Below are 14,886 nucleotides of genomic sequence, written 5' to 3'. Positions count from 1 at the left end.
TTATGTGCGCTGAAAATGCATTAATCCTCTACTAGGATTTTTAAAATCACTTCATCGATTTTTGTTGAAGAGACTTCAGTAACTGTAAACTTGAAATTTTCAATTAATACATCGTCTTTCTCTTGTGGAATTCCTTCCGTGGCATTTACTATTAAACCTCCTAAAGTTTCGTAATTTTCACTTTTTGGAAGGTTCAATTTGTACATTTCATTGATATAATTAACTTCTAATCTTGCGGAAAACTTATAGGTGTTATCGTTGATTTGCTCTTCTATCATCTCAACCGTATCGTGTTCGTCTTCAATTTCACCAAATAATTCTTCAATAATATCTTCCACAGTCATAATTCCAGAGGTCCCACCATATTCGTCTATAACCACAGCCATACTGCGGCGTTTTTTAGTTAAAATATTTAATACATCTTTAATAAGAATGGTCTCTGGCACAAAACCTACACGTATGATGATTGATTTAATTGTTTTAGGTTTTTTAAACAATTCAAAGGAATGCACGTATCCTAAAATATCATCAATATTATCTTTATAAACAATTATTTTAGTACGACCAGAATCAATAAAGAGTTGTCTTAAATTCTCAATACTATCTGAAATATCCACCGCAGTGATTTCGGTTCGAGGCACCATTACCTCGCGGGCTTTCACTTCTGAAAAATCTAAAGCATTCTGAAAAATCTGAATCTCGCTATCTACATCGTCATGATCGTCAACCGATTCCATTTGTTCGGTTATGTAATTTCCTAATTCTACTTTGGTCATTGCTAAGGCTACATCTTCACCTTCAGCTCTAAAAATATGTTTTAAAACGGCATCTGAAATCCAAATAATAAAATCTGAAACCCAGAAAAAGATTAAATAAAAAATATACGTTGGAAATGCTAAAATCTTCATCAAGGTATTGGCATAAATTTGAAAAAACACTTTAGGTAAAAACTCTGCTGTAATTAAAATAACCAATGTAGAAATTACCGTTTGTGTTAACAGCTGCAAATCTGTAAATAAATAGGTTAACATAGCACTGTCCGCTGGTAACATAGACTGAAACCAACGCACCAAAACCTCTCCCATTTTAAAACCATAGATGACCAAAGCTATATTATTACCAATGAGCATTGTGGCAATATATTTGGAAGGTTTAGCCGTTAACTTGCTTAAAATATTTCCTAAAAAGTCTCCTTGTTTTTTTTCAATTTCTATATGAATCTTATTAGAAGACACATAAGCGATTTCCATTCCAGAAAAAAAAGCTGAAAGAATAAGTGTAGTGATAATAATGACTAGATCGGCAGTCATCGCTTATTTTTTATTACGATCATCAAACTTTTTATTGAAACGTTTTCTAAAGAAAAACATAAAAATTGCTAAAGCTGCAAGTCCTAAAGATACGTAAGCGCCAGTTCTATCTTCGGACCATTTGATAATGCCATCATATATAAATAGCATTGCGAAAACAATATATGCGTATTGGAAGATCTTCTGTATTTTCATGTGATAATAATTGTTGTTTTTTTAAGTCATACGTTTACTTTGAAAAGTAAAGTCTTGTTATTCTCGCTAGGAACATCCGCGAACTTCGGAATAATTTATGAGCTATTGATAATGTGAATATTGAGCAAAGATAACTAATTATCGAGTTCAAATTCGCCTCCCATTTCTAACATTTGAAAATTCTTGAATTCTTTATCGGAGTCAAAACCGATACCATGTAATGTTCCAAATTGCCAAGGCTCATTCGTAAAGGCCCATTCTAATTTTTGATTGTAGTATAACTGCTCAGTATACAGCGTATCTTTTTCGTGTGTAGCAATCCTTACATCACCACGTAAATCAATAATGTCGGTCTCATTATACACAATAGCATAATTTGAAGTTATTGTGGTCTGGTTGTTATTATCATCATATATTTTAAGCTCAATGCCTTTTGGAAATTCATTGAACGGAAAGTTTCTATTAGAATAATCCAACATTTTAGGACTTAACAGATTGGCGAGCAACTTAACCGTATCTTCTGCAAGCTCGGTGTACTTTAAATTAATATCTTCAGCTTCACCGATGGGTTGGTTTTGAAGAATACCAACTTTCTGAATATCATCAAAATCATTATTACATGAAAAAAACGTAGTCACAACAATTGCTGTGACTACGTTTTTTATAATATGTAAATTTAATTTTATCATTAACCTTGTGGAACGGTGATTGAGCGTCCAATCCAACATCCTATTTTAATAGTTTCGCCTGCATTAGCCGCACTAAATATTTCCGATTTAGTTGGTGCGCTACCTCTATAGCTCGCCGCTGTCTTCGCTGCTGTAGATTTTAATCGTCCATCTACTCTACCTGCTTTCTCTGCTTCTAAAGCTGCTAACCAGAATACCGCTCTTTTGTTAAAATTGGTATCTCCACAGTTATTTGCACTTTTAGCGTACATCGCTGCAATTCTTAAATATGGACCTCCATTAGAAGGGTTCAATTTTAAAGCTTCCATATATTGTTGTCTTGCTTTTCCGTAACTACCCCTCTTATAATTTTTCTCAGCTACGCGCATTACAAGCTTCCATTTTTTAAGTGGATCTGTTTCCAATTCGAACGATTGGTTATAATATTTATCTGCTTCAGATGTTTTCCCTTGCTTTTCTTTTAAAACTCCTAAATAATAAGCCGTCTTAGCATCTGGTTCCACTCTATTTTTTTGTTCTACTAACTTTTCGAACATAGGATCATCAGTACATTCCTTCTCACCCATTTTATTCATAGCACGTTGTAACCAAAGTGCATCTTGCTTATTCTCTTCGTAATCTTTTTGATATAACGGAATTAAGACTTCACAATTAGCTCTATCTCCAAGCTTTTTGTCCATACTTCCTAATATCTGATTTTCAAAGGCCTCTATGTTAGACTCATAACTCCCCTTATATCTTTCTTCTTTCTTAGAAAGCGTTTCACCTGCTTCTTCTTTTTCTGCATACGTATTCAGGTTTTTTGTATACCCTGCAATTAAATCTTCAATTATAGCACTAACATCATCATATTTATCGAACATTTCCTGAGTTTCATCTGGCGACTTAGAACCTGCGTCGTATATATCTACGGCCAAAGAAAAATAAGTATATAACCCTTTTGCACTCGTAAAGTTCTTAGCATCTTTTTTATATGCTTCATCAAACATGTCGTAAACTTGTTTGTCTGTCTTGCCAAGTTCTTTTTTATACTTATAAGCCAAGTTAGCCTTATCAGCTAAAATTTCACCAAGATCGTATTTAGATGCAAAATACTCTCTACTTTGGTCGTATAACAACATTAAATCCTTGATATGCGCTACTTGTTCTGCTCCAGATGAGTTTTCAATTTTATGCTTTAAAATTTTCTCACCATGTGCATAGATGGCCCTATTGAACTTAGGACATTTTTCTCTAACTATTTTCCATGGTCCGTATGCGTCATCATATTTTTTGCTTTTCACATAACTATCAAACATTGATAGATTATTCATACATTCTTCGTCTTGCTGAGCAAATCCTATATTCACACCCATAAAAAGCGCCAAAAATAGTACTGTAAATCTCGTCTTCATCTTTTAATAAATTTTGTTAGTTATATTTCTTTTGTTTAAACCAGCTAGAATTCAAAGATAAACTTACATTAAAGTTTACAAAATTCTCTTGAATTAAATTTTGATCAGTAGTTCCTCGTTTACCTAATTCTAAACCTAAATTGGCGTTAGAGAACAAACTTCGATTTCCAATCGGTAATCCTAGACCAAAAGATATGCCAAACTCTTTAATTGATTCATCTTTTACAACTAAACCTGTATTGGAAAAGTTAAAACCTGCTCTATAAACCATTCTTTTATAGTAACCTGAGAATGCGTTATACTGAGGAATATAAAATCCACCAACAGAAATTTGTGATGAGTTTTCAAAGGCCGTAATTTGATTAGAAAATACTGGGTTAGAAAAATCACTTGTGTTTTGATACGTATATTCTGCACCTACGAACCAAGATTTAGGCTCACCTATTCCGGCACCAACAGATATAGTAGATGGTAAGGTTAAATCAGTTTTGTCAAGATTATCGGCCTCTAAATCTACATCTATTGTTTGAGAAACTCCAGTTACCTCTAATGTGGTTCCATCTAAACTAACTGTTGAAAAAGATCTTTTATTATCTGAACTTAATTTACTTCCTGGGGCAAAAGTAGCCGTAGTGGACAGTTCTAACTTCTCGGTAACCATAGTTTTATAAGCGACTCCAAAATTAAGATTCAAACCACTTAAATCAGATCGATTGTATTCTCGCGTTTGGTATTGAACAATATTGCCTTCTTCAGGATATTCTATTTGAAGTGCTGTGTTTTGAATATTTCCAAAATTATAATTGAAATCGACTCCGATGCTAAGCTTATCATTTATTTGATATCCGAAACCTGCAAAAACCCGATTTACACCTCCTTCACCGTTATAACGGTTAACTAATACATCATCATCGTTGATATCATTTAGCCTATAACCCACCGAGGTAAAAGGCATTATACCAAGACCAAAGCCAAATTTACCCACCGGAAATGACAAGGCCACATAATCGAAAATTGTACTGTTAGTTTCTGCCTCGCCTGAGTTGCTTTTCAAGGTAACATCCGACATCGTTCCTGCGACTGCAAATTTCACAGGTCTACTCTCCCCTTCAAACGGATAAGATTCAACATTTTTACTTACGTAAGCAGCTGGATTCTGTAAATTGACGTGAATACTATCAAGATATACCCCGATACCTCCCATACTTCGGTTCTCTACTGAACCTTTAAACTTAAGACTTCCAATACCATAAAATGAATATGGAGAACCAGTTCCTTGTTGTGCAAACGCAGCGGAACCTATAATTGTAATGCAAATTACAATGAATCGTTTTATCATTATTTTGAATTATATTCTAGAATAAAATTCAAACCCTCCAATAGAAAATTTGAATTCGCAAATATGCTATTTTTTAATTGGTTTGACAAAAATTTGGCATCGCCTCCTGTTAAAATAACTGTTAAATCTGAGTAATCCTCAAGATAATGGTCTATAATACCATCAATTTCTTTAACGACACCGTTAACAACACCAGAATGAATTGCTGTTTCTGTAGAGTCGCCAATGATGCTTTGAGGTTGTTTTGTTTCTAATAACGGAAGATTAGCGGTTAAATTATTCAACGTTTTATAACGCAACCTAATACCGGGAGAAATAGCACCTCCGAGGTAGTCATTCTCTTTTGAAATAAAATCGTACGTAATACATGTACCAGCATCTATGATTAAAACATTGCCATCTGGAAATTGTTTTACCGAAGCACTCACCAAAGCTAAACGATCCACCCCTAAAGTTTTTGGCGTTTTATAATCGTTATTAAATGGAAAATTTAACATTGAAGATAATTCCATTACATTTAAATCTTTTTGAACACATTCTACTTGTAATTTAGATAAGTACCCAACAGAAGAAATGATGGCATTTTTTAACTCAGGATACTCGTTTTTTAGGATTTTATACTGTTTTTTAAACTCCTGAAGCTTAAAACTCAGTTTATAAATTAATTTTGCTTTATTAAAAACAGCAAACTTAACATACGTATTCCCCACATCTACAATAAGATTCATAAGTTTTTTCTATTGTACAAATTTATAAAATCAAATTTTATCAAATTCTTTTTGTGAATAATAAAAATGCATCTATATTTGCATCCGCTTAATTAAGCAATTGGTGCCTTAGCTCAGTTGGTAGAGCAAAGGACTGAAAATCCTTGTGTCCCTGGTTCGATTCCTGGAGGCACCACCATCAAAAACCCGATTCATCTGAATTGGGTTTTTTGGTTTTAATAATGCCCCTATGCATAGTTTATACATCTTATACTCAGAATCCATTGACAAATATTATGTAGGAGAATCGAAAAATGCCGACATTAGACGCAACCTCCATAATAACCATCATTACAAAAAAGGATTTACCAAAGCTGCATCAGACTGGGTGATTGTTCTCAATTTTGAATGTACCTCTAAAGTGGACGCATTGTATCTTGAAAATTTTATAAAAAGAATGAAAAGCACCAAATTTATCAAAAAGTTAATCGCAGATCGAGAAATATTAACCGACATCCTCGGCAACCGCAACTAAGTCCATGGTTCCTCCGACGCTTCGGAGCTGGAGGCACCACCATTAACCCCGAAGAGTCGGGATCGATTCATCTGAATTGGGTTTTTTGGTTTTAATAATGCCCCTATGCATAGTTTATACATCTTATACTCAGAATCCATTGACAAATATTATGTAGGAGAATCGAAAAATGCCGACATTAGACGCAACCTCCATAATAACCATCATTTCAAAAAAGGATTTACCACAGCTGCATCAGACTGGGTGATTGTTCTCAATTTTGAATGTACCTCTAAAGTGGACGCATTGTATCTTGAAAATTTTATTAAAAGAATGAAAAGCACCAAATTTATCAAAAAGATAATTGCAGATCGAGAAATATTAACCGACATCCTCGGCAACCGCAATTAAGTCCATGGTTCCTCCGACGCTTCGGAGCTGGAGGCACCACCATCAACCCCGAAGAGTCGGGACGATTCATCTGAATTGGGTTTTTTGGTTTTAATAATGTCCCTATGCATAGTTTATACATCTTATACTCCGAATCCATTGACAAATATTATGTAGGAGAATCGAAAAATGCCGACATTAGACGCAACCTCCATAATAACCATCATTTCAAAAATGATTTACCAAAGCTGCATCAGACTGGGTGACTGTTCTCAATTTTGAATGTACCTCTAAAGTGGACGCATTGTATCTTGAAAATTTTATTAAGAATGAAAAGCACCAAATTTATCAAAAAGATAATCGCAGATCGAGAAATATTAACCGACATCCTCAGCAACCGCAATTAAGTCCATGGTTCCTCCGACGCTTCGGAGCTGGAGGCACCACCATCAACCCCGAAGAGTCGGGACGATTCATCTGAATTGGGTTTTTTGGTTTTAATAATGTCCCTATGCAGAGTTTATACATCTTATACTCAGAATCCATTGACAAATATTATGTAGGAGAATCGAAAAATGCCGACATTAGACGCAACCTCCATAATAACCATCATTTCATAAAAGGATTAATCGAAAGAACCATTCTGTTATAGCATGTATCAAATGTTTTACAATAGTCCACACTTTACCGTGTGCAGCTATTCAGCCTATTATCAGAACTTCATTCGACATGTAAAAAATTACGAATTCCAATTCAAAAAAAACGTTTTAGTTTTCGTAATTTGCAGGCTGTTCTTTTTAGCACCCTCAAAACTCATTTTTCTATAATAATTTTAAAATGAGTTAAACGGTTATACATGATATAGTAATAAGATAACTGTAATTATGCTCAATATATTAGAACTATTCAAAATATAAATTTTTCCGATGTCAGATCAAAAACGTTTATTTTTAGTTGATGCCTACGCCCTTATTTTCCGTGGGTATTATGCCTTTATAAAAAACCCAAGAATCAATTCTAAGGGTGAAGACACTTCAGCCATTATGGGATTTATGAATTCACTCTTAGATGTTATTAAACGAGAACGCCCAGATCATTTAGCAGTTTGCTTTGATAAAGGCGGAAGTGCAGATCGTGTAGAAATGTTCGAGGCCTATAAAGCCAACAGAGACGAAACACCAGAAGGCATAAAAACAGCAATTCCGCATATTTGTAGCATTTTAGAAGCCATGCACATTCCTATTATGGTCAAAGAAGGATACGAAGCCGATGATGTTATTGGCACACTTTCACGACAGGCTGAAAAGGAAGGTTACAAAACCTATATGGTTACTCCAGACAAGGATTTTGCCCAACTGGTAACCGAAAACATTTTTATGTATAAACCTGTATTTGGCGGCGGTTATGAAACTTGGGGTATACCAGAAGTCCTAAAGAAATTTGAAGTTACAGATCCTTTACAAGTCATTGACTTTTTAGGTATGATGGGAGATGCCAGTGATAACATTCCTGGTTTGCCTGGCGTAGGTGAAAAAACCGCCAAAAAGTTCTTAGCAGCTTATGGTAGTATGGAAAATTTGTTTGCAAATACCCATGAGCTAAAGGGCAAAATGAAAGAAAAAGTAGAGGCTAATAAGGAATTAGGATTATTATCCAAACAATTGGCCACCATTATGCTCGATGTTCCAGTGGAATTTAATGCTGAAGATTTTGAAATGTCTGAACCAGATATTCCAAAAGTAACTGAAATATTCCAAGAGTTAGAATTCAGACGACTAACTGATAATTTCATGAAGACTTTTGCTGCTCAAAATGAAGTGGTATCAACGTCAACGAGTCAACAGAATTCGACATCAGCCTCCTCGTCAAGTTCAAGTTCAACTTCGAATTCAGGTACTTCTGCAGGGGCTGGTCAGTTTTCACTTTTTGGCGCTTCAACTAATGCAACCGGTGCTGAAATAAGTTCAGTATCGTCGAGAAAATCAGCCGAAACAACTTCACATTTTTATCAAAGTGTAGCTTCGGGTATGGCAACCAAATTGTTTGTAAAAAATCTAATGTCTCAGACCTCTGTGTGTTTTGACACAGAAACAACCGGATTAAATCCCTTAACCGCAGAACTAGTTGGTATTGCCTTTTCATGGGAAGTTGGGAAAGGATTTTACGTCCCATTTCCAGAAGACAAAACCGAAGCACAAGAACTTATTGAAACCTTCAGACTGTTTTTCGAAAACGAAAACATCGAAAAAATTGGTCAGAATTTAAAGTATGATATTAAAGTTTTGGCCAAATATAATATTGACGTCAAAGGCAAATTGTTCGACACCATGTTAGCGCATTATTTAATAAATCCAGATATGCGTCATAATATGGAGGTTTTAGCCGAGACCTATCTCAACTACACACCGATTTCCATTACAGAATTGATTGGTAAAAAAGGAAAGAACCAATTATCCATGCGCGATGTGCCGTTAGAGAAACAAACCGAATATGCTGTTGAAGATGCCGATATTACACTTCAGCTAAAAGAACATTTCACCACAGAATTAGGCGAAGCCAATACGCAGAAGTTGTTTGATGATATTGAAATTCCGTTATTACGTGTGTTAGCCGCTATGGAATTAGAAGGTGTTAATCTCGATACTGATTTCTTAAACTCACTTTCTGAGGCACTTAATAATGACATTGCAGACCTTGAACAAAAAATTTATACGACCGCAGATGAAGAATTTAATATTGCATCTCCAAAACAATTAGGTATCATATTATTCGAAAAACTAAAATTAGTCGATAAGCCTAAAAAAACTAAAACGGGACAATACAAAACTGGTGAAGATATTTTATCTTATTTAGCCAAAGACCACGACATTGTTCAACATGTTTTAGACTATAGAGGGCTTTCTAAATTAAAAAGCACCTACGTGGATGCCTTACCGATACAAGTGGAGCCATCAACAGGACGCGTACATACCGATTATATGCAAACCGTTGCCGCTACAGGGCGTTTAAGTAGTAATAATCCGAACTTACAGAATATCCCAATTCGTACTGAACGCGGTCGCCAAGTGCGAAAAGCATTCATTCCAAGAAATGAAGATTACACCTTACTAGCAGCCGATTACTCGCAAATAGAATTACGAATCATTGCCGCTTTAAGTGAAGAAGAAACCATGATTGAAGCCTTTAAGAACGGTGAAGATATTCACGCGTCAACCGCTTCAAAAGTATTTGGTGTGCCATTAGAAGACGTCACAAGAGCACAACGTAGCAATGCCAAAACCGTTAATTTCGGGATTATTTATGGTGTTTCTGCCTTTGGATTGAGCAACCAAACCGATTTATCGCGTGGTGAAGCCAAAGAACTCATTGATACCTATTACGAAACCTATCCAAAATTAAAAGCCTACATGAGCAAGCAAGTCGATTTTGCAAGAGATCATGGGTATGTCTCAACCGTTTTGGGTCGTCGTCGTTATTTAAAAGATATCAACTCGCGTAACGCTGTAGTCCGTGGCGCAGCAGAACGTAATGCCGTAAACGCACCAATACAAGGAAGCGCAGCCGATATCATTAAAATCGCCATGATTAATATTTTCAACAAACTAGAAGCAGGCAACTACAAATCTAAAATGCTTTTACAAGTACATGATGAATTGGTATTTGATATCTACAAACCAGAACTCGAAGAACTAACGACCTTAATTAAGACTGAAATGGAAAGTGCTTTTAAACTGGAAGTGCCTTTAGATGTTGAAGTGGATACGGGTTTGAATTGGTTGGAGGCGCATTAAATTATAAAACGTATTTTAAAAATTATGGCAAATAAATATTTAAGTTATATCTCAGATGAGCATCTTTTATCTTGTATTGAAAATCTACATAAATCGTATTTAAAAGCTAAAGCAAATGTTAGCAAGAAGAAATTCTATTCAAATAAAATTGACACAATAAAACTCACTTTTGATGCTAGTTTTAATGAGCTTGATGAAGTGACGCTAATAAAAACAGAAATAAACAGGCAGATTGATAAATCAATTAATAATTCAATCGGTACTTTTCATGAACAAATTTTGGGAGGAATTAAAGGCTATAAAGTTGGCAATTTTAGTGGATTTGATATAAAAGCTACTGATAATACTTTATTTGCTGATATAAAAAATAAACACAACACAATGAATAGTAGTTCTGCTGAAAGTTTATTTCAAAAATTAGCTAATTATGCTGATACGTATAAAAAAGCTGAATGCTATTGGGTTCAAATTTTAGCTAAAAATAGTTTTAACGAAAAGTGGTTTGGGGAAATTAATGGGAAAGAGTATAGTCACAGTAGAGTAAATAAAATTTCTGGAGATCAATTTTACAAATTACTTTCTGGCAGAGATAATGCGCTTTTTGAATTGTATAATATTTTACCAAAAGCTATTTCAGATTACCTTAAAAATTTTAAAACTGAAAAATCTCAAAATAATTCTGCATTAGAAGAAATTCAAACAAGCTCAAAAGAATCTAAAAGAAGTATTTTAGATGAAATTACTTTTGAGAATTACAGCTATTACTTAGGGTTTGACAAACTAGAGTAATAATCATTCAAAAATTTAACAATAGAATATCCTATTTCCTTTCCTAAGTTACAAGGTACAGCATTCCCAATTTGCTTATACTGTTGAGATACTGAACCCATAAATTTCCATTCATCAGGAAACGTCTGAATTCTAGCATATTCACGTACGGTAAAAGGTCGTGTTTCATCTGGGTGACACCTTTCTGTCTGTTTTTGAGCAGGACTACAAGTTAATGTTAAACTTGGTTCATCCCAACCGATACGTCTAGCCATTCCTGTTTTACCTCCACCCAAATAAAAGCTTTTACCCATATATTCTTTCTGTATATCTATAGGCAAATCTCTCCAATATCCTTTTGGTGGTATTAAATCTAGAACTTCTTTTTTATGTTGTGGATATTTTGAACCTTCAGATTTAGGAACATTAGAATCATATAATACTCCTTTCTTTAAGGCATCAGATAAATTGTAAATAGCCTGATAAGGCTTTGGATATTCATATTTTATATCAATATCCTTTCTAATACCTACTAAAATTAGGCGTTCTCGCTTTTGTGGCACTTTATAATTAATAGCTTTTAAGACTTGTACAGGAACAACATTATAACCGATTTCGTCTAGAATTGATAACATTCCTTTTAATGTTTCTCCTTTTTCATGTGAGCGCAAACCTTTTACATTTTCTCCAATACAAATTGGAGGATTCACTTCTTTAACTGTTCGCGCGAATTCATAAAACAAAGTACCCCTTGCATCTTCTAATCCTAATCTTTTTCCTGCATAGCTAAAAGCTTGACAAGGAAAACCACCAGTTACAATGTCAACCTCTCCTTTATACTTTTCAAAATTAAAAGTTTTGATATCACCTTCTAAAACATTCCAATTTGGACGATTTTCTCTTAAAGTTTGGCAAGCCCATTTATCTATTTCATTTAAAGCTGCACATTTTATACCTGCTTTCTCAAGCCCAATAGCTAATCCACCTGCACCAGCAAATAATTCAAGAACTTTATATTCTTTTAACGGTTTTTCAAAATTATCTACTTCTTCTATAATGTTATCAAATAAAGGTTTCAATAAATTATTTATATCTTCTTTTTTATAAATTCTATATTCACTTATAGGTTCTCTCAATGCAGGAAATTTACCTTCCTTATCCCATCTTCGTAAAGTTTCTTTACTTTTACCTAGAATTTCCGCAGCTTCTGAAAGCGAATAACAATCTTTTATAACCATATTATACAACATTACACAATGGTTACAAATTTAATAAAGTAAATTTAAATAATCAATTAAGAATTGAGTAATTTTATTGATAAAATAATTAGTCATTTATTAAACAGAGCTTCGCAATAGGAAATCATTGCTTCAAAACTTACGAAATTGCAAAAGGTGTCGAATTCGACACAATAAAACGAACCACTTTCAGAATATATAAAAGGTAAAAAATTAATTCCAGATGAAACTTAGATTATAGTTGGGTTTTATAACAACCAATTACAGTATGATTGGATTTCTAAAAAAGGAATGTACAATTTTAGAATGGGTTCAGTTAACGGATCTTTGGTTTTAGATAAAGAAACTGTGTCTGCTAAGTATTTATTATTACATACCCATGGAGAAAAATCATCTGGTGATTTATGGAAAATCGTAAGTAAAGGACCAAGGGTATTTTCCAGACTAAATTTAGAAAAAATAAAAAAAAAAGGATACCCAAAAGCAACAGAAGAATCTGATTACAAAAAACATTATCTGATAATCGAAATAGAAAAAGTTGATTTATCTGAAATCGGAAATAATAATTGGGACTTTAGAAAACTAAAAAATTATAATTCCGGAAATGCTTCTACAAAACCTTTTACTACTACTCTAACTCAGTTAATGGATTTTATTATTAAATAATATTACTTATGAATCTCTATCTTTACACCCCTAAAGTCCCCTCAAGGGGACATTTGATAAAGGAAAATAGAATATTCACAGGGTTTACCGTTTGGGTATTGGTAAAATAAATTTAATTTTTTACACTTGTCTTTTTTGGCTTAGAATGTCCCCTTGAGGATTATTGAAATGAAAATATATGTTCATTGAAGATACCGAGCGTAGCTCTTAGGGGTGTCTTCAAACCTACTCAGTTAATTCCTTTACCTTCTCCTCAATAACCAACAACACACTAAACATATTCTTTTTAACATCATCGTTAGAAAACCTCAAAAAAGTAACACTATAAGCCTCTAATTCACTTTGTCATTTAGCATCATACAAAAAAACTGTGGTCGTGGCTATCTCCATCAATTTCAATCACCAATCCTATTTCATGACAATAAAAATCTACAATATAATTTAACATAGGAACCTGTCTATGAAACTGAACACCATAAGCACGCTGTTTTATATGTTGTCACAACAAGACTTCTGGCAACGTGCAATGTTTTCTTAGCTGTCTAGCCAGTTCTCTTAATTCTGGGTTGTATGGAATTATTTTGTTTTTCATTTTATTAATTTATCACTTATCTATTTACACCCCTAAAGTCCCCTCAAGAGGACATTTGATAAAGGAAAATAGAATATTCATAGGATATCAGATTGGGTAATGGTAAAATCAATTTTAATTTTTTATCACTTATGCTCGTTGGTTTGGAATGTCCCCATGAGGATATTGAAATGAAAATATATGTTCATTGAAGATGCCGAGCGTAGCGCTTAGGGGTGTTTTTCGTTAGAACTTATTCTGTCAATTCTTTTACCTTCTCTTCAATAACCAACAACACACTACATCACAGTAATTTACAAAATTATCAAACAAAAAAGCCCTGATTATATAATAATCAAGGCTACTAAATAAAGACGTTGTTTTATTTTACTTCTTCAAAAGCTTTTCTGTATGCGTTTTACCATCATTGGTAACCACGTTTAACATATAAACTCCAGTAACTAGATTACTTACATCTAGTGCATCAACAGAAGTACTTTCTATTAATTGCTGTCCATTTAAATTATAAACAGATAACTGTGCAATCTGTTCGTTCTGAATGCCTTTAATTTGTAATTCATCAGCAACCGGATTTGGATAAATATGCAACGCTGATGCATTCGCAAAATCATTAACACCTAAGGTACCGTTTTCATAACTAAAATTATCGTAAAAGGCATCACCGCCATAATTGTTATGCAACATATTAAAGCCAACAATATCTACTGATGTAAAATTGCTTCGGGTGTGGGCTAATACATCATTTAAATAGTATTTAAGTTCTGTTGCTGTTACTTCAATTTTAATGTTTAACCAGGTGTTTGGCGTCCACGTGGCATCTTCAATATAAGCAGCCGTATAACCAATGTCATCTATGGTATAAATCAATCCTTGATATTCCATAGCAATACCTGCCACAGGAACAAAATTATCATCGGCATCAATACCAAAAAGTGTCATTTCAAAATCGGCACCGTTAATTTCTGTAACCAAAACATCGTACGAAAATGTAAAATCTTCAAATGGTTTTGGACTATCAAAGTTTTTTGCAGCACCAAAGATTGGGGCAAATTGAGCACCAAAACTTGACTCATAAGAATTTTTAAAGGAATAAGTGCCATCAGTAGCTTCCTCATCTGAAATAACCTGATTTTGTATAAAACCGTCATCACCCTCTGTTACTTCCCAGCCATTTTGGTTGTTTAGCGTTCCTAAAGTATAAGATTCACTGGTTTCAAAGGAAATTGTTTCCTGACTAAAAACGCCTCCTGTAAGCAATAACATGAGGCCAATTGCGTAATTTTTTATCATATT

14 protein-coding genes and 1 tRNA gene are annotated in these 14,886 nt (G+C 33.9%); 6 read left to right on the top strand and 9 right to left on the bottom strand.

Going from position 1 to position 14,886, the window contains the following annotated elements:
- Positions 1-20 precede the first annotated feature (20 nt).
- The 6 genes from QMA06_RS04600 to QMA06_RS04575 form a co-directional block, all read right to left on the bottom strand.
- Positions 21-1,310: a hemolysin family protein gene (locus QMA06_RS04600; protein ID WP_290205674.1), complete on the bottom strand. Its 1,290-nt coding sequence runs from the start codon at positions 1,308-1,310 to the stop codon at positions 21-23.
- A gap of 3 nt (positions 1,311-1,313) precedes the next feature.
- Positions 1,314-1,505 (bottom strand): LPXTG cell wall anchor domain-containing protein, encoded by a 192-nt coding sequence (locus QMA06_RS04595; protein WP_290205673.1) that lies wholly within the window; start codon positions 1,503-1,505, stop codon positions 1,314-1,316.
- 134 nt (positions 1,506-1,639) lie between these two features.
- Positions 1,640-2,194 (bottom strand): LPS export ABC transporter periplasmic protein LptC, encoded by a 555-nt coding sequence (gene lptC / locus QMA06_RS04590; RefSeq protein WP_290205672.1) that lies wholly within the window; start codon positions 2,192-2,194, stop codon positions 1,640-1,642.
- Positions 2,194-3,588, bottom strand: coding sequence for a hypothetical protein (locus QMA06_RS04585; RefSeq protein WP_290205671.1), 1,395 nt, complete (start codon positions 3,586-3,588; stop codon positions 2,194-2,196). Before QMA06_RS04585 ends, lptC begins: the two co-directional genes overlap by 1 nt.
- Positions 3,589-3,604: 16 nt before the next feature.
- Positions 3,605-4,927, bottom strand: a complete 1,323-nt coding sequence (locus tag QMA06_RS04580; RefSeq protein WP_290205670.1) for a hypothetical protein — start codon at positions 4,925-4,927, stop codon at positions 3,605-3,607.
- Complete coding sequence (locus QMA06_RS04575) at positions 4,927-5,655, bottom strand: type III pantothenate kinase (RefSeq protein WP_290205669.1); 729 nt, start codon at positions 5,653-5,655, stop codon at positions 4,927-4,929. The genes QMA06_RS04580 and QMA06_RS04575 overlap by 1 nt, the downstream gene beginning before the upstream one ends.
- Before the next feature lie 102 nt (positions 5,656-5,757).
- Between QMA06_RS04575 and QMA06_RS04570 the strand changes: the two genes are divergently transcribed.
- The 5 genes from QMA06_RS04570 (at position 5,758) to QMA06_RS04550 (ending at position 11,118) form a co-directional block, all read left to right on the top strand.
- Positions 5,758-5,833 (top strand) — tRNA-Phe (locus QMA06_RS04570).
- A gap of 51 nt (positions 5,834-5,884) precedes the next feature.
- Positions 5,885-6,169, top strand: a complete 285-nt coding sequence (locus QMA06_RS04565) for a GIY-YIG nuclease family protein (protein ID WP_290205668.1) — start codon at positions 5,885-5,887, stop codon at positions 6,167-6,169.
- Between the two features lie 105 nt (positions 6,170-6,274).
- Entirely contained in the window at positions 6,275-6,559 is a 285-nt protein-coding gene (locus QMA06_RS04560) for a GIY-YIG nuclease family protein (RefSeq protein ID WP_290205667.1), read from the top strand.
- Positions 6,560-7,464: 905 nt separating this feature from the next.
- Entirely contained in the window at positions 7,465-10,329 is a 2,865-nt protein-coding gene (gene polA, locus QMA06_RS04555; RefSeq protein WP_290205666.1) for a DNA polymerase I, read from the top strand.
- A 24-nt stretch (positions 10,330-10,353) separates the two neighbouring features.
- Complete coding sequence (locus QMA06_RS04550) at positions 10,354-11,118, top strand: Eco47II family restriction endonuclease (RefSeq protein ID WP_290205665.1); 765 nt, start codon at positions 10,354-10,356, stop codon at positions 11,116-11,118.
- Here QMA06_RS04550 and dcm read toward each other — a convergent pair.
- Positions 11,091-12,335 (bottom strand): DNA (cytosine-5-)-methyltransferase, encoded by a 1,245-nt coding sequence (gene dcm / locus QMA06_RS04545; RefSeq protein WP_290205664.1) that lies wholly within the window; start codon positions 12,333-12,335, stop codon positions 11,091-11,093. The genes QMA06_RS04550 and dcm overlap by 28 nt on opposite strands.
- 291 nt (positions 12,336-12,626) lie before the next feature.
- Between dcm and QMA06_RS04540 the strand changes: the two genes are divergently transcribed.
- Positions 12,627-13,001 carry a hypothetical protein gene (locus QMA06_RS04540; protein WP_290205663.1) on the top strand — a complete coding sequence of 125 codons (375 nt, stop codon included), beginning with the start codon at positions 12,627-12,629 and terminating at the stop codon, positions 12,999-13,001.
- Between the two features lie 355 nt (positions 13,002-13,356).
- On the opposite strand, the gene QMA06_RS16455 is transcribed toward QMA06_RS04540, so the two are convergent.
- Together QMA06_RS16455 and QMA06_RS04530 are read right to left on the bottom strand one after the other, a co-directional pair.
- Positions 13,357-13,449: a DUF559 domain-containing protein gene (locus QMA06_RS16455; protein WP_318036589.1), complete on the bottom strand. Its 93-nt coding sequence runs from the start codon at positions 13,447-13,449 to the stop codon at positions 13,357-13,359.
- 510 nt (positions 13,450-13,959) lie between these two features.
- Positions 13,960-14,883, bottom strand: coding sequence for a T9SS type A sorting domain-containing protein (locus tag QMA06_RS04530; protein WP_290205662.1), 924 nt, complete (start codon positions 14,881-14,883; stop codon positions 13,960-13,962).
- Positions 14,884-14,886: the final 3 nt, after the last annotated feature.

The sequence above is a fragment of the Winogradskyella bathintestinalis genome (genome assembly GCF_030407435.1).
Taxonomy (GTDB): Bacteria; Bacteroidota; Bacteroidia; order Flavobacteriales; family Flavobacteriaceae; genus Winogradskyella; species Winogradskyella bathintestinalis.
Note: the sequence above shows the minus strand (reverse complement) of the source record. Positions and strands in the feature narration are given on the sequence as shown.